We start from the raw sequence: 19158 nt of genomic DNA on the forward strand, positions 1-19158 counted from the left end.
CCCCCTGACTCGTCCGCGGACGGAGCCTAGCACAGGAGGCCGCGCCGTCAGGCGGCGCGGCTGTCCAGGGCCTTGCCGATTCCGGCCAACAGGGCCTCGCCGGTCAGGGGCTTGGCCACGTGTAGGTCCGCGCCGGCCTCCAGGGCCTCGGCGCAATGGTGCGCCATGGCGTTGGCGCTCAGCACCACGATCGGCACATGGGCCGGCCAGGCCTGCTCCGCCTCCCAGCTGCGGATGGCGCGGGTCGCCGTAAGCCCGTCCATCACCGGCATCTGCAGGTCCATCAGCACCAGGTCGAAGGGTTCGGCGCGCAGGGCGTCGACCGCCAGGGCGCCGTTATCGACCGTGGTCAGCACGATGTCGAAGGGCGAGAGCAGCAGCTCCACGACCTTCTGATTGGCCGGGTTGTCCTCCGCCAGCAGCACGTGAAGGGCCCGGCCGCCCTGAGCCGTTTCCGGCGCCGGCGCCTCCGGGCTGCGGTCTCCCGCCGCGGCCCTGGCCCGGGCGGCGTCATAGTCGGCGAGCGGCCGTTCGCGCGTCAGGGGGGCGGTGAAATGGAAGGTGCTCCCCATGCCGGGCTGGGACTCGGCGTGGATCGAGCCGCCCATCATCTCGACCAGCGACTTGCAGATCGCCAGGCCCAGGCCCGACCCGCCGAACCGGCGGGTCATGGTGCTGTCGGCCTGATTGAACCGCTCGAACAGGTGATCGGCCAGATCGGCGTCGAAGCCGACCCCGGTGTCGCGCACCGAGCAGCTCAGCAAGGCCGGGGCGTGCGCCGTGTCGCCTTCGGTCAGATCGACCTCGACCATCACCTCGCCGGCGCTGGTGAACTTCATCGCATTGGACAGGAGGTTGCCGACCACCTGGCGCAGGCGGACGCTGTCGCCGTGGAACATGCCCCGCGCCGTGGGGCCGAAGCGGACCGAGAAGGACAGGCCCTTGGCCTCGGCGTTCAGGCGCGCCACCGCGAGGCCGCCGCTGAGGGTTTCGCCCAGGTCGAACACGCCCGGTTCGAGCTCCAGGCCGCCGGCCTCGATCTTCGACAGGTCCAGGATGTCCGACACCAGCCGCCCGAGGGTCTCGCCGGAGCCGCGCACCAGGTCGACCATTTCGCGCTGTTCGGTCGTCAGATGGGTCCGCGACAGGGCGTCGACCACCCCGATCACCCCGTTCAGGGGCGTGCGGATCTCGTGGCTCATATTGGCCAGGAAGTCGCTCTTGGCCTGGTTGGCCCGCTCCGCCGCCTCCCGCGCCGCCGCCATCTCGGCCTCGGCCCGGGACTGCTCGGTGACATCGCGGGCGACGGCGTAGACCAGATCGCCGGACTTGCGGGCCTGCCATTCCAGCACCCGGTATTCGCCGTCGATGTGCTGGTAGCGATTGCGGAAATTGACCACCTCCTCGTCGGTGAGGAAGGCATTGCCCCGCCCCGAGGTCGCAGCGCGATCGTCGGGGTGGATCAACGGGAAGTAGGAGCGCCCCTTCAAGGTCTCCAACGGCCGGCCCAGCACCCGCTCCCAGGCCTGATTCACCCGCACGAAGCGGCCCCTCATGTCGGTGATGCACAACAGGTCCGCGGACATGTCGAAAAAGGTCGAGAGCTCGCGGGCGGCCTCGACCTCGCGGAACGCCGCCTCGCGGGCGCGCAGTTCGCTCTGTCGGGCGGCGGCGTTCACCCGCTCGCGGTCGATCGCCAGGGCGCCCAGCTCCGCCGCGGCTTCGATGAAGGCGATGTCGTCGCTGGAGGGGGCGCTGATCTTGCGATGATAGATGGCGAAGCTGCCGACCACCTCGCCCGAGGCCAGGCGGATGGGTTCCGACCAGCAGGCGGCCAGGCCCGCCTGGCCGGCGAGGTCGCGGTAGGGCGCCCACAGGGGATCGGTCTGGATGTCTTCGACCACGACCCGCCGTCCGGTATGGATCGCCGTGCCGCAGCTGCCGACGTCGGGACCGATCTCCAGGCCGTAGATCGCCTCATTGTAGAAGTCGGGCAGGCTGGGCGCGGCGCCCGGCGCGAGACGCCGCCCGGTCTCGTCGAGCAGCAATATGCTGCACAGGATGGAGGGGTCCTCGGCCTCGACCACCCGCACGATCGCGTCCAGCACCCCGGAGAGGTCCGCGCCGGATCCGATGAGGGCCATGGTCCGCTTGAAGACCGCGAAGGCGGAGTTCCTGCTCATGGAACAAGCTTGCGCCGATCCTGCTAAGACCGCCTTGACCTCCGCACGCGATCCCGATCACAGGTTGTGCGACATTTCGACACATCTTGGCGGCGGCGGCCGTCATCAGTGCGCGAGGGTCACCACCATCGGCGACGAGACCGTGTCCAGGCCCTGGTTCAGGCGGGCGATCTGCGCGGGGCTCAGGCAGTCATAAAGCGCCCGCATCGCCCTCACCGCATGCTTCTGGCGCTCATAGGTCCGCTGGCTGGCGTCCAGCCTGGCCTGGGCCCGAGACAGGGGATCGTCCGCCTCGGCCGCCGCGACCAATGCGACCGAGGGCGGCGGCGGGCTCATGGCCGCGTCGACGAAATCCCGCCAGCGTCGGGTCTGGGCCGGATTGAGCGCCAGGTCGGCCTGCAATTGCTGCAGCGCCTGGGCGACGGAGGCCTGGGCCACCTGGTCGACCACCATCCTCTGCACCTGCTCGGTGGTCATGGCGAAGCCCATCGGGGCGCCGACCTCGCCGGTCTGGGCGGCGGCGACGCCGGCGAACCCGGACGTCAGGACAAGCGCGAGCGCCAGGGGGGCGGCGCGGCGGGGGTTCGGAAAGGTCATGTCGTGCTCCATCGCCCCCTTCCGCACCCTGGCCGGCCGCGCGGTCGGAAATACGGCCCAGCCTTGCCGGTTCATTGCGGAAAGGAGGCGGCGGCGTTTCGAAACATCGGTATAGATCGCCGTCAGACACGCTCAGGAAAGGTCCCGACATGCCCCGTTCCCCCGACTATCTCGGCGCCACCGGCATCGGGGTCAGCGACCTGGCCGCCTCGGCCGCCTTCTACGAGGCCGCCCTGGGCATGAAGCCGGTCCAGACCTTCAAGCTGCCCTATATGGACGAGATCGTCATGAGCCATGAGGGCCGCAACGCGGTGGTCCTGATGCACTGGACGGACGGCTCCGAGCAGACTTACCGGAACCTGCCGATCAAGCTGGTCTTCTATGTCACCGATCCGGTCGCCAGCGCCGCCGCCATCCGCGCGGCGGGGGGATCGATTCATGTGGAGCCGGCCCCGCACGCCAGCCTGGGCGGCGCGATCGTCGGCCTCGGCAAGGACCTCGACGGCTATGTGATCGAGCTGCTGCAGGCCCCGCCGCCAAAGGCCTGAAATTACGGGCAATTCACTTGAGGCCGCGCGCGTTCCGGGGATCATGCCCCGGCTCGCCCCGGCTGAGAGCTGTTCGGGCGGGCGACCATTCCATAACGGGGGCCCCGTCCGATGCGCAAACTTCTCCTGGGCGTATGCCTGTCCGCCATGGCCACCGCCGCCATGGCCCAGAGCGACCCCGCCGCGCCCAAGGGCAAGCTTACCGACGCCGCGATCCCCACCGCCTATCGGCTGGACCTGACCATCCTGCCGGACCAGCCCCGGTTCTCCGGCCACGCCGAGATCGACGTGAAGGTGAAGGCCGCGACGCGCAGCCTCTATCTCCACGGCCGCGACCTGAAGGTGAGCAAGGCCGAGATCCGAGTGGGTGGAAAACCCGTGGCCGCGACCTGGACCCAGGTCGACCCGACCGGCGTGGTCCGCCTGGACTTCGCGACACCGGTCCCGGCAGGTCCGGCCACGCTCGCCTTCGACTATGACGGCGCCTTCGGCGACACGGCGGCGGGCCTCTATCACATCAAGGTCGGGGACGCCTGGTACAGCTGGACGCAGTTTGAATCGACCGACGCTCGGGCCGCCTATCCCGGTTTCGATGAGCCGGGGTTCAAGACCCCCTTCACGATCTCGGTCACCACGCGCCCCGGCTTCAAGGCGGTGAGCAACAGCCCCGAGATCGCCGTGGAAAAGGCCGGCGAGTTGGAGGTCCACCGATTCCAGACCACCAAGCCCCTGCCCACCTATCTGGTGGCGATCGACACCGGGCCCTTCCTGCACCAGACCGGGGTCGTGCCCCCGACGCCCCAGCGGGCCGCCCCCCTGCCCCTGGGCGCGGTCGCCACCCAGGCCCAGGCCGGCAAGCTTGACTATGTGATGGCCGAGAGCCCGCGCATCGTCCAACTGCTGGAGCGCTATTTCGACCAGCCCTTCCCGTTCCCCAAGCTCGACCAGATCGCGACCCCGGAAATGCCGGGCGCCATGGAGAACGCCGGCGCCGACACCTATGCCGACGAGATCATCGTGCTGGATAGCGGGGCCACGACCCGCCAGAAGCAGGAATTCGGCATGGTCGTCGCCCACGAGCTGTCGCACCAGTGGTTCGGCGACCTCGTGACGCCCGCCTGGTGGGACGACATCTGGCTGAACGAGAGCTTCGCCAACTGGATGGGCTACCGCATCGGCCAGGAATGGCGGCCGGAGCTCAATATCGGCGTCGGCGCCCTGGCCGAGGGCCTGAACGCCATGAACACCGACGCCCTGGAGGTCGGCCGCCCGATCCACCAGCCGATCCTCACCAATGGCGAGATCGACAGCGCCTTCGACAGCATCACCTATGGCAAGGGCGGCCAGGTCGTCGCTATGATCGCGGCCTATATGGGCGACGACGCCTTCAAGGCCGGGGTGCGCCTGCACCTGTCGCGGCACATGTATGGCAACGCCACCACCGACCAGTTCTTCGGCGCGCTCGCCGATTCCGCCCATGACCCCCGCATCCTGGCGGCCATGCGCAGCTTCGTGGACCAGCCGGGGGTGCCGCTCGTCACCTTCGCCCGCGCCGGCGACAGCCTGGTGGCCAGCCAGTCGCGCTACGCCTTCCTGGGCAGCAAGCCCAAGCCCGAGACCTGGACGATCCCGATGTGCGTCCGCGCCGGCCAGGCCCGCGACTGCCAGCTCCTGGGCGCGGCCAGCCTCAAGTTCCGGGCGCCGGCGGGAACGGTCGCCGTCCCCAACGCTGGCGGCGCCGGCTATTACCGGTTCGATCTGCCGGCCGCCGACTGGCGGGCCCTGATCGCCGCCCTTCCCACACTGCCGGCCGGCGAGGCGCTGTCGGTCGATGACAGCCTCTGGGCCTCGTTCCGGGCCGGGCGGGCGCCGGCCGCCAGCCTGGTCGCCGAAGCCCGCGCCGCGCTTGGCCACCCCGATTCCAACGCCAGCCTGATCGCCGGCCAGAGGCTGGCGGGCCTGCGGCTGCGCGGCCTGATCGAGGGCCCGGCGCTGGCCGACTACAGCCGGCTGATGGACGGGCTCTATGGCCCCAAGCTCGACGCCATGGGCCTTGACCCGGCCGTCGGCGCCTATGCCGCCGAGGATCCGGACCGCCAGAAGCTGCGCCAGGACCTCGTGGCCCTGGTGGTCAGCGAGGCCCGCGATCCGGCCGCCAGCGCCAAGCTGGTCGCCGCCGCCAAGGCCTATCTGGCCGGCGACGCAAAGGCCCTCGACCAGGGCTATATGGGCGCCGCCTTCGCCGCCCATCTGAAGGCCGGCGGCCTGCCCGCCGCCCAGGCCCTGCTCGACAAGGCGCTGACCAGCGAGGACGCCGTGTTCCGCGGCGCCGCCCTGGGCGCGATCGGCGGCTCCGGCCTGCCGGAGGTCGGGACCTGGCTGCTCGGTCTCGAGGATCCGCGCCTGCGCCCGCTGGAGCGTCTGGGCCTGGTAGGGGCCATGGCCTCCACCGCCGAGACCAAGGACATGGCCGGCGCCTGGATCCTCGCCAATTATGACCGCCTCGCCGGCGGCGGGAACGGCATCTTCGTCTCCTCGCGCCTCACCAGCGCCCTGCGCTACCAGTGCTCGGCGGACCGGGCGGCGCAGGTCGACAAGGTCCTCGGCCCCAAGATCCGCGCCGCCAACAAGGCCGTCCTGGACTTCGAGCGCACGGTCGAGACCATCCGGCACTGCGGCGACCTGAAGGCGGCCCGCGAGGCGGACCTGGCGGCGGCCCTGAAGGCCGCCTCCTGACGACCGGCCGGCGCAAGGCGCCCCTCATCCTTGAGGGCGCCGCCCCCGTATAGACAGGGAACGCTTGGAGTTCCCATGGCCGTCCTGTCCCTGCTCGCCCTCAACGCCGCCCTCGCCCTAGCCCTGTTCCTGGGCCTTTGGGCGATCAATCTGCGCACCCGCGACCCCAGCTTCATCGACGGCTGGTGGGGGATCGGCATGGCGGTGATGGCGGCGACCAGCTTCGTCGCGACTGGCGCCCAGGGCGCCCACCGCCTGGCCCTCACCCTCCTGTGCGTCGCCTGGGGCGTGAGGCTCGGCGGTTATCTGCTCTGGCGCTGGCGCCAGCACGGCCCCGACCGCCGCTATGCGACCATGATGGCCGCAGCCCAGGCTGAACGCGGCTGGGGCTATGGCCTGGCCTCCCTGCTGCTGGTGTTCGCCCTGCAAATGCCGCTGCAGTTCGTGGTCTGCCTGCCCGTCCAGCTGGGCCAGATCGCCGATCCGGGACCGCTGGGCGCGGTCGCCTGGGCCGGCGTCCTCCTGGCCGGGATCGGTCTGGTGTTCGAGTCCGTCGGCGACGCCCAGCTGGTGCGGTTCAAGGCCGACCCGGCCAATGCGGGCAAGGTGCTGAACACCGGCCTGTGGCGCTACACCCGCCATCCGAACTATTTCGGCGACGCCTGCGTCTGGTGGGGCCTGTGGCTGATCGCGGCGGAGACCGGCTGGCTCGGGATCGCCAGCCTGCCGGGCCCGGTGCTGATTACGCTCTTGCTGACCAAGGGCAGCGGGGTGCCGACCGTCGAAGGCACCATCGCCAAGCGGCGTCCGGACTATGAGGCCTATGTGGCCCAGACCTCGGGCTTCATCCCCTGGCCGCCGAAGCGGTCGGCCTAGCCCGGCTTCTTCACCGAGCGGGCCCGCAGCCGCGCAGGCGGCGGGTCGGCGCGGAAGTCCCCGGCTACGCCGACGCGGGCGTTGCAGTTCGGGCAGCGGACCACCTCGTCGTCCGGGCCCTCGGCCGGCGGGTCGAACCCCTTGCCGCAGGGTTTGCACTTCCAGCCGAAGCTCGGGGCCGGCGGCGGAGGCGGCGGAGCCTTGACCGGCGGCGTGCGCTTCTTGCCGAACAGCTCTTCCGCCGTCTTCGGCGCGATGCCGGACTTCAGGGTCAGGATCCGGCGGCGGGGTGGCTCGGTCGTCATGGCCTAACTGGGCTGGTTGCGGGCGGCGCGGTCAAGCGCCATTCAGACGCCCTCCAAGCGGAAGGGCGCAGATCAATCAACTCCAAACAAGACCGCGCCGCCCGAAATCGACCAAGTGCGACGGAACGCCCCCGTCAGTGGGACAGGAACAGCGGACAGGGCGGCTCGGCGAGAAGGTCGTTGCTCACCCCGCCCAGGATCAGTTCGGCGAGTCGCGGCCGGCCGAACAGGCCCATCACCACCAAGTCGGCGCCGAGCGTCTTGACCTGATGGCGCAGGACATCGGCGGCCGAGGCGTCGTCGCTGGAGTCGCGGATGATGTTGGGGGTGACGCCGTGGCGTTCCAGGTGGCGTTGCAGCAGGCCCTCGGGTCCGCCCAGCCCGCCGTGGGAGACGATCAGCACATGCACCTCGTCGGCCTCGCGGATGAAGGGCCAGGCGTCATGCAGGGCGCGGGAGGCTTCGCGGCTGCCGTTCCAGCCGATCAGGATGTTGCGGCCGACCGATCCCGACGGCGGATCCGCAGGCGCCACCAGCACCGGTCCGCCATTGGCGAGCGCCAGGCTGGCGGCGGAATGGCGGTTCTGGCCCATGCTGGCCGTGGCCGAGACCGGGAACACGGTCAGGTCGGACCGGCGGGCGCAGTCCACCAGATCGGTGGGCGCGTCGCCCTCGATGGTCAGCCATTCCGAGGTCGCGCCGGTCTCGGCGGCGGCGGCCTCGAACACCATCCGCGCCGCCTCCCCGGCCTTGTCGACCGCCTTGAGGTGCTCGGTCAGCAGGGCGTCGATCATGTCCGGCGACATGCCGCTCATCGACTCGGCGGCCATGTACTGATGCAGGAACTGGCTCTTGAGGAAGACCCCGGTCAGGTGGGCCTCGAACCGGCCGGCCAGTCCGGCGGCGAACCGGGCGCGACCGCGGGAGGTCGGGGTCTCATCGATCTGAACGAGGATGTCGCGATAGGTCATGGCGTGCTCCTTCTGTGTTCCCATCTGAACGCAACGCCCGGACCACCGCCTTGACCCCGATCAACCCTCGCGGGCGGGCTCAACCCTCATTGGCGACAGGGCGGTCGAGGGATGCGCGCTCGGCGCGGCCGGAGGCCCTCAGGAACCAGCCCATGATGATCCACCACAGGCCGCCCGCCGGCTCGCCGCGGAACATCACCACCACGCCCGCGACCATCAGGGCGATGGCCAAACCCTCGCTGATGAACAGGGCGACGCGCGTGGCCCGGTCCGCCCGCCGCAGCACCAGCCAGAGCAGCGCCCGCAGCACCCGGCCGCCGTCCAGCGGAAAAGCCGGGGCGAGGTTGAACACCGCCAGCACGACATTCAGGCCCGCCAGATAGGTCAGGGCGTTGACCCACACCGCATTGGCGCCCAGGGCCTGGGCGGCCCCGGCGACCACCGCCAGGACCAGGCCGAACCCCAGGCTGAAGGCCGGGCCGGCGATCGCCATGGCCAGCTCGCTCAAGGCGGTGTGCGGCTCCTCCCGGAGTTCGGCGACCCCGCCGAAGAAGAACAGGGTGATGCAGTCGATGCGCATGCCCAGCGCCCGCCCCACCAGGGTGTGGGACATCTCGTGGAGCAGGATCGAGACCGCGAGCCCCAGGACGGCGATCACCGCCATGGACAGATAGTCGTTGGCCGGCAGGCCGCCATAGAGCTCCGGGAAGGCCCCCGAGGCGAGCGAGCTGCCGATCAGCAGGGCGGCGACCAGCCAGCTGAGATTGATGCGGATCTCGACCCCGAAGAGACTGAGGCCGTCCCGGCGTCGCGGCGTGTCGATCAGGCTCATGGCCGGCTCCTCGATGAGGACCCTGTTTGGCGCGCCGCGCGCCGCAGCGCCTTGCGTCAGGTCAACCGTTGGCGATGGGCGGAAAGGCGAAGCGCTTCAGCCCCTGGGCCACGACCAGATAGACCAGGACGAACAGGGCGATGGTCGCCAGGACCGACGCGCGGGGCGCCACGAAGCCCATCAGCCCGCCCAGCGGGGTGAAGGGCAGCGCCAGGGCCACGGCCAGGGCGCCCAGGGATGTCGCCGTGAGCGCCGGATGCGGCAGGGCCTTCCACGGCAGTCCGCGAGTGCGGATCACGAAGATCACCAGAATCTGGGTGGCCATGGATTCCAGGAACCAGCCGGTGCGGAACTCGGCCGGGGCGGCGTGGAAGACCATCAGCAGGGCCGCGAAGGTCAGGAGGTCGAACACTGAGGACAGCGGGCCCATCACCGCCGAGAACCGGGCGATGGCCTTCAGGCTCCAGACCTGAGGCCGCTTGAGCGCGCCGTCGGCGACATGGTCCAGCGGAATGCCGATCTCGGAGATGTCGTAGAGCAGATTGTTGAGCAGGATCTGGGTCGGCAACATCGGCAGGAAGGGCAGGAACAGCGAGGCCGCGCCCATCGAGAGCATGTTGCCGATGTTCGAACTGGCCCCCATGCGCACGTATTTCATGATGTTGATGAAGGTCCGGCGGCCCTCCTCCACCCCGTCGGCCACCACCGCTAGGTCGGAGTCCAGCAGGATCATGTCGGCGGCGGCGCGGGCCACGCCCGTCGCGCCTTCGACCGACAGGCCGACATCCGCGGTCTTCAGGCCAGGCGCGTCGTTCACCCCGTCGCCCAGATAGCCCACCACCTCGCCCCGCTCGCGGAACAGCCGCACGATGCGGGCCTTCTGGTCCGGCGACAGGCGCGCGAAGGCGTCGACCTGGTCGAGTTGCACGGCCAGCGCGTCATTGGGCATGTCGGCGATGTCGGGCCCCGACAGCACCCGCTCGGCCCGCAGGCCGACCATCCCCGCCAGACGCCGCACGACGATGGGATCGTCGCCGGACAGAATCTTGAGCTTCACGCCAGCGTCGGCCAGCCGCGCCACCGCCGCCTTGGCGGTGGGCTTCATGGGATCGGAGACCAGGCAGAAGCCTTCGAGGGTGAGATCGGTCTCCGCCCCGGTCGCCCCGACCCATGTGGCGCCCGAGGCGATCGCCACGGCGCGCAAGCCCTCGGCGGCGCGGGCCTTCACGCGCTCGACCACCGAGGCCTGCATGGCCGCGTCCATCGGCCTGAGGCCGCCCGCGGTCCGTACCATGACGCACCTGGCCATCACCGCCTCGGGGGCCCCCTTGACCAGGGTGAGGTCGCCGTCCGGCCCCTTGACCCGCACGGCGCCAAGCCGCGCTTGATAGTCGAAGGGCTGCTGGGCGATCAGGCTCCAGCCCTCGGCGGCCGTGGGTTCGCCCTGGGCCAAGGCGGCGTCCAGCCCGCCGCGATCCCCGCCCAGCGTGGCCGCGATGGCCGCGAAGCGCGCGGGGCCGCGATCCTCCACGCCCTCGGGATCGACGGACCGGTCGAGCTGGATCCGCGCCTCGGTCAGGGTGCCGGTCTTGTCGGTGCACAACACCGTCATCGCCCCCAGGTCGTGGATCGAGGCCAGGCGCTTGACGATCACCTTGCGGGCGGCGAGCCGCATGGCCCCGCGCGACAGGGTGACCGTGGTGATCATGGGCAGCAGTTCGGGGGTCAGCCCGACCGCCAGGGCCACGGCGAACATCAAAGACTGCAGGGCGGCCGGCCCGCCAGCACATGGGCCGCGAGGATCACCAGGGCCAGCGCCACGGTCATCCGCGCGATCAGCAGGCCCAGGCCGTGCAGGTCGCGTTCAAAGGCCGACGGCGCCTCGGCGCTGGTCAGGATGGCGGCGGCCTCGCCGAACACCGTCTGCCGCCCGGTCCCGACCACCAGGCCGGAGCCCTCCCCCACCTGGACCACCGAGCCCCGGAACAGGGCGTTGGCGGCCTCGGCCGCGCTGCGCGCCGCGCTGTCGCCGGGCGCCTTGGGGACGGGATAGGGTTCGCCGGTCAGGGCCGCCTCGCTGGTCGACAGCGCGAAGCTGGAGATCAGCCGGATGTCGGCGGGGACGATGTCGCCGGTGCGCACCCGCACCACGTCGCCCGGCACGACGCCGGCGACGTCGATGGCCTTGAAGGCGCCGTCCCGCAGCACCTCGGCCTTCAGGGCCACGGCCTGGCGCAGGCTCTCGGCCGCCCTGAGCGCGCGGCCCTCCTGCACCGTGTCGAGGCCGACCGAGATCAGCACGATGGTCAGGATGATGCTGGCGCCGGCCGCGTCTCCGGTCATGGCCGAGACGATCGCGGCGCCGATCAGGATCAGGGACAGGGGCTCGAGCAGCCGTCGGCGGATGGCCTTCAGTCCGCCGAACCTGGCCGGAGGCGCGTCGAGATTGGGGCCGCTGCGCGCCAGGATCTGAGCCGCCTCGGCGGAGGTCAGCCCCTCGGCGCGGGCGCCCAGCTGCACATAGAGCGCCGCGATCGGCTGGGTCCAGAAGGGGGCGGCGGGCCCGGTCACGGGATCAGGACCGCCGCGCCGTCGAGCCGTCCGGCCCGAAGATCGTCGAGCGCCCGGTTGGCCTCGGTGAGCGGATAGGTCGTGACGTGGGGTTTGATCCCCGCCAGGGCCGCCACGGCGAGGAAGTCGACCGCGTCCTGGCGGGTCAGGTTGGCCACCGAGACCAGCCGCCGCTCCCCCCACAACAGGGCGTAGGGAAAGCTCGGGATGTCGCTCATGTGGATCCCGGCGCAGACCACCGTCCCGCCCTTGCGCACCGCGGCCAGGGCGGCGGGGACCAGGGCGCCGACCGGGGCGTAGAGGATCGCCGCGTCCAGAGCGACCGGCGGGGTCTCATCCGAACCGCCCGCCCAGACCGCCCCGATCTCGCGGGCGAAGGCCTGGCTTTTGAGGTCGCCCGGCCGGTGAAGGCGTAGATGTCCCGCCCCTGATAGAGCGCGGCCTGGGCGACCAGGTGGGCCGCGGCGCCGAACCCATAGAGGCCGAGGGCCTTGCCCTCCCCCGCCATGACCAGGGAGCGCCAGCCGATCAAACCGGCGCAGAGCAGCGGCGCCTGTTCGGCCGGATCGGCGTCATCGGCCAAGGGATAGGCGTAGCGGGCGTCGGCGACCGTGCGGGTCGCGTAGCCGCCATGGCGCGTGTAGCCGGTGAAGACCGGGGCGTCGCAGAGGTTCTCGCGGGCCGCGCGACAATAGGGGCAGGTCTGGCAGGCCTCGCCCAGCCAGCCGACGCCGACACGCTGGCCGACCTTCAGATGATCGACGCCCGCGCCAAGGGCCTCGACCACGCCGACGATCTCATGGCCCGGCACGAGCGGCAGGACGGGCTCGGCGAGTTCGCCATCGACCACATGCAGGTCCGTGCGGCAGACCCCGCAGGCGAGCACGCTCAGAACCACCTGGCCGGGCCCCGCGACGGGGGCGGGCAGATCCATGAGTTGCAAGGCCGCCCCCGCCCTCGCCAAGACCATCGCCCGCATCTCGCGCCTCCTCGGGGCCAAGGCCCGCGCGGCTCTTCGCAGGACTGGCGCGAAGCGCCTTGACCCCCGTCAAGTTGCGCCCCTTCGGCCGACGCCGTCCAGTTGATCCAGAGCAAGACATGGCTCGCCAAAGGGGCGAAAATGAGCGCCGTCCGCCATTCAGAGCGGATGTGAAGGAGGTTCGTGATGGGAACCAAGCAAGCGCCGCCCCCGCTTCAGTCTGACCCCATGGCCGCGACCCTGGCCGGCCTGGAGTCCATGAACACCGCCATGGCCGAGGGCATGAAACAGGTCCGCACCCTGTTCGAGACCGGCGTGAAGACCTGGGAGAAGGAGGCCGGCGGCTTCCTGGAGCAGATGTCCGCCGACGGCGCGCAGGCCTGGCGTGACCTGTCCCGCTGCAAGTCGCCGCTGGAGATGCTGTCCGTCGAGCAGGCCTGGCTGTCGACCCGCGCCAAGGCCTATCTGGAGGCCGGCCAGCGCATCGCCCAGTCGCTGGACGAGGCGGCCAAGTCCGCCAAGCCCGAAGGCGAAGCGCCGCCCAAGGCGTAGAGCCCTTTCCGATCTGGTTGAATCAACCAGATCGGATGAAAAGGGCTCTAATTCAAAGAGATAGAGCATTTCGAATCCGAAAAGTGCGTCACACTTTTCGGAAATGCTCTAGTCGGCCAGGGCGGATCCAAGGGCGTCCCGGACGATGTCGGGGCGCTCCATCGGCAGGAAGTGAGAACTGCCCGGCACGGTCTCGATGCGGATCCGGCCGTCGGCGGTCAGGGCCTCTATGTGGCCGTCCACCCGGCAGGTGGAGCCGTGCTCGGCGCGCAGCACCCGGATCGGACAGCGCGAGGCGCCGAAGGCCCGGAAGCCGGCCGTGTCGGCCGTGGTGAAGTTCGAGGCTTCCCACGCCCCGGCGCAGGCCAGTTCGACCTCGCCGTCGGGGCGGGCCACGAAGCCGTCGGTCACATAGTCGACCAGGGCCGCCTCAGGCCAGGTCTTGAAGGCCCCGCGACCGCGATAGGCCTCGACCACCGCCGCCTTGCTGGGGAACACCGCACGCCGGTTGCGGGCGCCCAGCGCCAGGGGCGAGCGCGCCATCTCCTCGCGGGGCGGCTGGGGCGTATCGATGGACATCACCACGGGATCGAACAGCACCAGGCTGCGCACGCGCTCGGGCGCCTCGGCGGCGGCCAGCAGGCTGACGCAGCCGCCCATGGAGTGACCGGACAACACGACGCCCGTCAGATCCTCGACCGCCAGCAAGGCCAGGAGATCATCGGCGAGATCGCTCCAGGAGGTGCGGCCCTCCGGATCGGCGGGCAGCCGCGAGCGGCCGTGTCCGCGCATGTCGACCATCAGCACCCGGTAGCGGTCGGCGAGCGGCGCGAGCAGGCTGTGATAGGTGCGGGCGTTGAAGCCGTTGGCGTGGCTGAAGACCAGGTCGATCGGCCGGTCGGCCGGGCCCAGCTCATAGGCGGCCATCTCGCCGCCACGACCGGGCAAGGCGATCATGCGGTCGCGCAAGCGCGGCTCCAGAACTTCAGACATGCGTGTTCCCGCCCCCGACTTCTGCCCTCGGCCATGGCGCCCGGCGGGGGCGGCGTCAACCAAGGACGTCTCGCTTGACGGCGCAGGCTCCGCCCCGGCAAACCCTGTGAACCTGTACCAAGCCTAAGCTTGTGGAGCCCCCATGTCCGAGATCCCCGCCGACATCTTCACCGAACAGGACCCCAAGGACATCGACACCCTGGCCAATCTCGGCCCGCTGCGCGGCCTGGCGGGCGTCTGGGAGGGGACTAAGGGATTGGACGTCAATCCGTACTTCGACACCCCCCGCCGGCAGGCCTACATCGAGCGCATTGAGGCTCAGCCCATCGACCCTCAGTCGAACGGGCCGCAGACTCTCTATGGTCTGCGCTATCACGTGCATGTGGTGAAGCCGGACGAGACCGAGACCTACCATGACCAGGTGGGCTATTGGCTCTGGGAGCCGGCGACCGGCCTGATCATGCATTCCCTGACCATCCCCCGCGGCCAGGTCGTGCTGGCCATGGGCTCGGCCGCCGCCGACGCCACCAAGTTCGAGGTCGAGGCGGTGCGCGGCTCCACCGAGAACGGCATCTGCTCGACGCCCTTCCTGGAGGCCGCCTTCCGCACCGATTCCTTCAAGATGAGCGTGACGATCAACTCGGACGACAGCTGGTCCTATTTCGAGGACACGGTGCTGAAGGTCCGCGGTCAGGACGAGCCGTTCCACCACACCGACCGGAACACCCTGACCCGCGTCGCCCAGCCGACGCCGAACCCGCTGGCGCGGATTGATGGCCGCGCGGACTGATCAGCGGGTCGAGGGCCGGCCGAAGCGCCAGATCAGGGCTGGCAGCAGGACCAGGCTGGCGATCGTCGAGGTGATCAGCCCGCCGAGGATGACGATCGCCATCGGTCCCTGGATCTCACGGCCCGCCTGACCGGTCTGGATGGCGAGCGGCGCGACGCCCAGCGCGGTGACCAAAGCGGTCATCAGGATCGGCGTCACCCGTTCCCGCGTCGCCAGGGCCAGGGTCGCCAGGGACCAGTCACGCCCCTCCTCCGCGATCAGGTGATCGAGGTGTGAGACCAGCAGGATGGCGTTGCGGGCGGCGACTCCGAACAGGGTCACGAAGCCGACCAGAGAGCCCAGGGACAGGCTCGCGCCCGTCACCGCCACGGCCGCCACGCCGCCGACCAGGGCGAAGGGCGCGGACGCCAGGATCAGGCTGACCGCGCGGCCGTCCCGGAAGGCGATCAGCAGCAGGGCCACCACCGCCGCCCCGGCCAGGGCCACATTGAACAGCAGCTCCCGCTGGGCGGCGATCGTCCCCTCGGCGGTTCCCGAATAGTCGAGATAGACGCCCGGCGGCAGCTTCACCGATTTGGCGATGGCGGCCTTGGCGGCGGCGGTGACCTTCTGAACCTGTGACGGCGGCGGATTGGTCGTCACCACCTGACGCGGTCGGCCGCCCTCGTGGGAGATGAGGGTCCGGCCGTCGGTGAGATAGACTTTCGCCACCTGCTTCAGGGCGACGGCCGAGCCGCCCGGCGAGCGAACCAGCAGATCACCCACCGCCTCCGGATCCTGGCGCACCTCCGGGGCGGCGGTCACGGCGATGTCGATGGATCGGCTGGCGTCATAGACCTGGGCGGCGTCGACGCCCTGATAGGCGGTCTGGACCGCTTCCAGCGCATCGGCCGGGGTCAGGCCATAGCGCGCGAGATCGGCGAAGCGCAGATCGACCCGCACCACCGGCGTCTGGGGCGGTGTCTGGACCTTGACGTCCACGGCGCCCGACACCTTGCCGAGCGTCTCGGCGATATCGGCCGCGACCTTGTCCAGGGTGTCGAGATCGGCGCCATAGACCCCGACCGCCAGGGAGGCGGTCTCGCCGGTCAAGGACTCCCCGATCCGGTCGCCCAGAAAGGTCAGGACCTCCGTCTCGAGGCCGGGATAGGCGTCGAGGACGTCGTGGATGCGGGCCTGGATCCGGTCCTGGTCGGCGCCCGACAGGCCGGGCTTCAGCTCGACGTGGAACTCGCTCTTCTCCGTGCCCCAGGTGTCCTCGCCGCCCTCGGCGCGGCCGATCTGCTGCTCGGCGCTCTGGACGCCGGGAATGGCCAGCAGGTCATGGCTGATCGCTTCGCCATAGCGGCGCATCACTGGCAGGGAGGTCCCGGGCGGCGCAGCCACCGCCAGAACGAAATGGCCTTCGCGGAAACTGGGCAGCAGCTCGGAGTTGAACAGGGTCAGGCCCGCGACGGTCAGGACGGCCGCCGCCGCCGTGGAGATGACGGCGCCGCGTGGCCGGCCGCAGGCGCGGGCCAGCAGCCCCTCGTGCCAGGCCTTGGCGCGCACCAGGAAGCCGGGCTCCTCGTCCAGGCGAGCGTTCTGCAGCAACAGCAGGGCCAGAGGCGGGGTGATTAGGATGGCCACGGCCAGGGACGCCGCGGTCGCCACGATGAAGGCCGCGGCCAGGGGGGCGAAGAAGGCGCCCTGCAGGCCGTGCAGCATCAGCACCGGCACGAGCACCAGGGCCACGACCAGGGTGGCATAGATGACCGGGGCGCGGACCTCCAGGGAGGCCGCCAGGACCACCTGGGCGGCCGGCGTATCCCCGCGGGTGCGCAGACGGCGCACGATGTTCTCCACGTCGATCACCGCGTCATCGACGACCACACCCAGGGCCACGGCCAGGCCGCCGAGGGTCATGGTGTTGATGGTCGAGCCCAGTCGGTCGAGCACGATCACCGCGGTCAGCAAGGACAGCGGGATCGAGATGAAGGAGATGGCGACCGTGCGCAGGTTGCGCATGAACAGGAACAGCACCAGGGCGATCAGGGCCGCGCCGATCAGCAGGTCCTCGCCGATGCCGCCCAGGGCCGAGCCGATGAAATTGGCGGGCCGGTGCAGGCCGGTGGTGATCGTCACCCCCTGGGCCTCGATCGCGGGCCGAAGCTCCTCGAGCGCCGCCTCCACCGCATGGGTCGCGTCGAGGGTATTGGCCCCGTACTGGCTGGACAGGCTGATCAGCACGCCGGGTCGGCCCATGATCACGGCGTCGCCCACGTCCGGGGCCGCGGCCTCCCGGACCAGGGCGACATCGCCGATGCGCACGGGGGCGCCCGTCCCGGCAATGGGGACCGCGGCGATGTCCGCGGCGGTCAGGGCCTGGCCACGCGGTTCGATCAGGATCCGCTGTTGCGGGGTGTCGATGAAGCCGCCGCCGCTCACGCCGGTCGAGGCCCGCACGGCCGCCAGCAGGTCGGAGAGCGTGATCTCGCGGGCGGCCAGGGCGTCGGGCCGGGCCTGGACCTCCAGGCGGCGCACCTCGCCCCCATAGACCGTGGCCCGCGCCACTCCGGCGGCGGACAGCAGCTTGGGCCGCACGGTCCATTGGACCAGGTCGCGCAGCTGCATGGGGGTCAGCTTGTCGGAGGTGAAGCCGACCTTGAGCAGGTCCATGGTCGAGGAGGTGAGCGGCGCGACCTTGGGGCTCTTCACGCCCGTGGGCAGGCTGGTCGCCACCTCGCCGAGCGCCTCGGCCACCACCTGGCGGGCGCGGTAGGGATCGGAGCCCTCCTTGAACACCACGGTGACGATCGACAGGCCCTGGATGGAGTCGGAACGGACGGCGGCGACCCCGGCCGCGCCGCTGATCGCCTGCTCCACAGGCCGGGTGACCAGCTGCTCCACCTGTTCGGCGGCGAGGCCCGGCGCCTCGGTCTGCACCTCCGCCTGGGCGGGGACGAAATCCGGGAAGACGTCGAACTTGGCGTGCGCCAGCACCACCCCGCCATAGATCAGCAGCAACAGGGCCGCGGCTGCGACCAGGCGGGGACGATTGAGCGACCAGCGAACAAGGGCGGCGAGCACGGGCCTATTTGTCCTCGTCAGTGTCGGCGGCCGCGGCGCGGGGCGTCTCGGCCGCATGCAGGGCCGCGGCGCCGGCGACCACCACCGCCTCACCGGGCTTCAATCCGCCGGCGGCGAACAGCCCGGCCGGATCAGTCGCGGTTCCGGTGATGGTCCGGCGTTCGAAATGGGTGGCGTCCTTGCGGACATAGGCGAAGGTCGCTCCGCCGGAACGGATCAGAGCAGCGCGCGGGATCAGCACGCCCTCCCCGCCTCCGCCCGTGGCGATCAAGGCCGGCACGGTCAGGCCCACGCCGAGTTCGCTCGCCTGGGGCCCGGTCACCAGGCCGATCAGGCCGGAGGACAGCAGCCGCGGATCGGCGGCCCGCGCGGGGCCCAGCACCCGGACCGCCGCGCTCCGCCCGCCGCCGAGGTCGAGCCGTACGGACTTGGCGCCTCCGAGGCCCGCGCCGGCATCGACGCGCACCAGGGCGGCGACGCCGGCGGCGAGTTGGCCGACCAGGTCGCCGCGCCGCGCGTCGCTCAGCGACATGAAGGCCGGCCCCCATTCCAGCCCCAGCCGCCGACGCAGCAGGGCGAGCTTGGAGGCGTCGGCGCGGGCCTGGGCCGTGGCGGCCTCCGCGGCGCGGGTGGAGACCGTAGCGTCCTCGGCGGCCAGGCCCCGCGACCGCGCGGCCTCCGCCTGGGAGGCCTGGGCCATGGCGGCGGCCTGGGCGATGTCGGAATCGAGGATCGCGAGCGGGCCGGGATCGAGGACCCGCGCGAAACCGGACAGGGCCGCGGCGTGATGCGCGGCCGCCAGGGGCTGGGTGGCCAGACCCAGCTTGCGCTGGATGTCGGTCGACATCTCGATCAAGGGATTGGCGGCCTGGGCCCGCCCTGCGGTCATCAGCAGAAGCAAGGCCAGGGCGAGGCGGACGCGGCTCATGGGGCGGTCTCCAGCTTGACGACGGCGGCGCGGATCAGCTCGGCCTCCGCCGGATCGGCGGGACGCCGGAGCGCCGCCTCCAGGTCCAGACCGGCCAGGGCGACGGCCTTGCGGGCGTCCTCGGCGGCCAGGTCGGTTTCTTTCAGCGCCGCGCGGGCGGCGAGGTCGTCCGTGCGGTCCCCGGCCCCGGCGGCGAGGCTGTGGCCCGCGGCGCGCGCGACCCGCTCG

General features: G+C 71.0%; 18 protein-coding genes. 5 read left to right on the plus strand and 13 right to left on the minus strand.

The window, feature by feature from the left end:
- Positions 1-47: 47 nt before the first annotated feature.
- Together MQH10_RS21835 and MQH10_RS21840 are read right to left on the minus strand one after the other, a co-directional pair.
- Positions 48-2183 (minus strand): ATP-binding protein, encoded by a 2136-nt coding sequence (locus MQH10_RS21835; protein ID WP_242566093.1) that lies wholly within the window; start codon positions 2181-2183, stop codon positions 48-50.
- A gap of 105 nt (positions 2184-2288) precedes the next feature.
- Positions 2289-2780: a Spy/CpxP family protein refolding chaperone gene (locus MQH10_RS21840; RefSeq protein ID WP_242566094.1), complete on the minus strand. Its 492-nt coding sequence runs from the start codon at positions 2778-2780 to the stop codon at positions 2289-2291.
- A gap of 149 nt (positions 2781-2929) precedes the next feature.
- Here MQH10_RS21840 and MQH10_RS21845 point away from each other — a divergent pair, with 149 nt between their 5' ends.
- The 3 genes from MQH10_RS21845 (at position 2930) to MQH10_RS21855 (ending at position 6940) form a co-directional block, all read left to right on the plus strand.
- Entirely contained in the window at positions 2930-3328 is a 399-nt protein-coding gene (locus MQH10_RS21845; RefSeq protein ID WP_242566095.1) for a VOC family protein, read from the plus strand.
- Between the two features lie 111 nt (positions 3329-3439).
- Positions 3440-6064: a M1 family metallopeptidase gene (locus MQH10_RS21850; RefSeq protein WP_242566096.1), complete on the plus strand. Its 2625-nt coding sequence runs from the start codon at positions 3440-3442 to the stop codon at positions 6062-6064.
- A 75-nt stretch (positions 6065-6139) separates the two neighbouring features.
- Complete coding sequence (locus MQH10_RS21855; RefSeq protein ID WP_242566097.1) at positions 6140-6940, plus strand: DUF1295 domain-containing protein; 801 nt, start codon at positions 6140-6142, stop codon at positions 6938-6940.
- Here MQH10_RS21855 and MQH10_RS21860 read toward each other — a convergent pair.
- The 7 genes from MQH10_RS21860 to MQH10_RS21890 form a co-directional block, all read right to left on the minus strand.
- A complete protein-coding gene (locus tag MQH10_RS21860; RefSeq protein ID WP_242566098.1) occupies positions 6937-7245 on the minus strand; it encodes a hypothetical protein in 309 nt (102 codons plus the stop codon). The genes MQH10_RS21855 and MQH10_RS21860 overlap by 4 nt on opposite strands.
- Positions 7246-7379: 134 nt before the next feature.
- On the minus strand, positions 7380-8216 hold the full coding sequence (locus MQH10_RS21865; protein ID WP_242566099.1) for a universal stress protein: 837 nt from the start codon (positions 8214-8216) through the stop codon (positions 7380-7382).
- A 79-nt stretch (positions 8217-8295) separates the two neighbouring features.
- Positions 8296-9048 carry a site-2 protease family protein gene (locus MQH10_RS21870; protein WP_242566100.1) on the minus strand — a complete coding sequence of 251 codons (753 nt, stop codon included), beginning with the start codon at positions 9046-9048 and terminating at the stop codon, positions 8296-8298.
- Between the two features lie 61 nt (positions 9049-9109).
- Positions 9110-10804, minus strand: a complete 1695-nt coding sequence (locus MQH10_RS21875) for an HAD-IC family P-type ATPase (RefSeq protein WP_242566101.1) — start codon at positions 10802-10804, stop codon at positions 9110-9112.
- Positions 10804-11619 carry a P-type ATPase actuator domain-containing protein gene (locus MQH10_RS21880; protein ID WP_242566102.1) on the minus strand — a complete coding sequence of 272 codons (816 nt, stop codon included), beginning with the start codon at positions 11617-11619 and terminating at the stop codon, positions 10804-10806. The genes MQH10_RS21875 and MQH10_RS21880 overlap by 1 nt, the downstream gene beginning before the upstream one ends.
- A complete protein-coding gene (locus MQH10_RS21885; protein ID WP_242566103.1) occupies positions 11616-11837 on the minus strand; it encodes an MDR/zinc-dependent alcohol dehydrogenase-like family protein in 222 nt (73 codons plus the stop codon). The genes MQH10_RS21880 and MQH10_RS21885 overlap by 4 nt, the downstream gene beginning before the upstream one ends.
- Positions 11834-12553, minus strand: coding sequence for an alcohol dehydrogenase catalytic domain-containing protein (locus tag MQH10_RS21890; RefSeq protein WP_242566110.1), 720 nt, complete (start codon positions 12551-12553; stop codon positions 11834-11836). The genes MQH10_RS21885 and MQH10_RS21890 overlap by 4 nt, the downstream gene beginning before the upstream one ends.
- A 231-nt stretch (positions 12554-12784) precedes the next feature.
- On the opposite strand from MQH10_RS21890, the gene MQH10_RS21895 reads away from it, so the two are divergent.
- Positions 12785-13150 (plus strand): phasin family protein, encoded by a 366-nt coding sequence (locus MQH10_RS21895; protein WP_242566104.1) that lies wholly within the window; start codon positions 12785-12787, stop codon positions 13148-13150.
- A gap of 108 nt (positions 13151-13258) precedes the next feature.
- On the opposite strand, the gene MQH10_RS21900 is transcribed toward MQH10_RS21895, so the two are convergent.
- On the minus strand, positions 13259-14143 hold the full coding sequence (locus MQH10_RS21900) for an alpha/beta fold hydrolase (protein ID WP_242566105.1): 885 nt from the start codon (positions 14141-14143) through the stop codon (positions 13259-13261).
- A 142-nt stretch (positions 14144-14285) separates the two neighbouring features.
- Here MQH10_RS21900 and MQH10_RS21905 point away from each other — a divergent pair, with 142 nt between their 5' ends.
- Positions 14286-14933 carry an FABP family protein gene (locus MQH10_RS21905; protein WP_242566106.1) on the plus strand — a complete coding sequence of 216 codons (648 nt, stop codon included), beginning with the start codon at positions 14286-14288 and terminating at the stop codon, positions 14931-14933.
- Here MQH10_RS21905 and MQH10_RS21910 read toward each other — a convergent pair whose 3' ends face one another.
- From MQH10_RS21910 to MQH10_RS21920, 3 genes are all read right to left on the minus strand, one after another.
- Positions 14934-18002, minus strand: coding sequence for an efflux RND transporter permease subunit (locus MQH10_RS21910; RefSeq protein ID WP_242566107.1), 3069 nt, complete (start codon positions 18000-18002; stop codon positions 14934-14936).
- A 4-nt stretch (positions 18003-18006) separates the two neighbouring features.
- Positions 18007-18930, minus strand: coding sequence for an efflux RND transporter periplasmic adaptor subunit (locus MQH10_RS21915; RefSeq protein WP_242566108.1), 924 nt, complete (start codon positions 18928-18930; stop codon positions 18007-18009).
- Positions 18927-19158 (minus strand): hypothetical protein (locus MQH10_RS21920; protein ID WP_242566109.1); only part of this gene is annotated, 232 nt, incomplete at its 5' end. The genes MQH10_RS21915 and MQH10_RS21920, both read right to left, overlap by 4 nt.

The organism is Phenylobacterium aquaticum, assembly GCF_022695515.1.
Classification (GTDB): domain Bacteria; phylum Pseudomonadota; class Alphaproteobacteria; order Caulobacterales; family Caulobacteraceae; genus Phenylobacterium; species Phenylobacterium aquaticum.

Coding starts and splice junctions, on each gene's coding strand:
- MQH10_RS21835 (WP_242566093.1), bottom strand. CDS start 2,183: ATGAGCAGGAACTCCGCCTTCGCGGTCTTCAAGCGGACCATGGCCCTC.
- MQH10_RS21840 (WP_242566094.1), bottom strand. CDS start 2,780: ATGACCTTTCCGAACCCCCGCCGCGCCGCCCCCCTGGCGCTCGCGCTT.
- MQH10_RS21845 (WP_242566095.1), top strand. CDS start 2,930: ATGCCCCGTTCCCCCGACTATCTCGGCGCCACCGGCATCGGGGTCAGC.
- MQH10_RS21850 (WP_242566096.1), top strand. CDS start 3,440: ATGCGCAAACTTCTCCTGGGCGTATGCCTGTCCGCCATGGCCACCGCC.
- MQH10_RS21855 (WP_242566097.1), top strand. CDS start 6,140: ATGGCCGTCCTGTCCCTGCTCGCCCTCAACGCCGCCCTCGCCCTAGCC.
- MQH10_RS21860 (WP_242566098.1), bottom strand. CDS start 7,245: ATGACGACCGAGCCACCCCGCCGCCGGATCCTGACCCTGAAGTCCGGC.
- MQH10_RS21865 (WP_242566099.1), bottom strand. CDS start 8,216: ATGACCTATCGCGACATCCTCGTTCAGATCGATGAGACCCCGACCTCC.
- MQH10_RS21870 (WP_242566100.1), bottom strand. CDS start 9,048: ATGAGCCTGATCGACACGCCGCGACGCCGGGACGGCCTCAGTCTCTTC.
- MQH10_RS21875 (WP_242566101.1), bottom strand. CDS start 10,804: ATGTTCGCCGTGGCCCTGGCGGTCGGGCTGACCCCCGAACTGCTGCCC.
- MQH10_RS21885 (WP_242566103.1), bottom strand. CDS start 11,837: ATGAGCGACATCCCGAGCTTTCCCTACGCCCTGTTGTGGGGGGAGCGG.
- MQH10_RS21890 (WP_242566110.1), bottom strand. CDS start 12,553: ATGGATCTGCCCGCCCCCGTCGCGGGGCCCGGCCAGGTGGTTCTGAGC.
- MQH10_RS21895 (WP_242566104.1), top strand. CDS start 12,785: ATGGGAACCAAGCAAGCGCCGCCCCCGCTTCAGTCTGACCCCATGGCC.
- MQH10_RS21900 (WP_242566105.1), bottom strand. CDS start 14,143: ATGTCTGAAGTTCTGGAGCCGCGCTTGCGCGACCGCATGATCGCCTTG.
- MQH10_RS21905 (WP_242566106.1), top strand. CDS start 14,286: ATGTCCGAGATCCCCGCCGACATCTTCACCGAACAGGACCCCAAGGAC.
- MQH10_RS21915 (WP_242566108.1), bottom strand. CDS start 18,930: ATGAGCCGCGTCCGCCTCGCCCTGGCCTTGCTTCTGCTGATGACCGCA.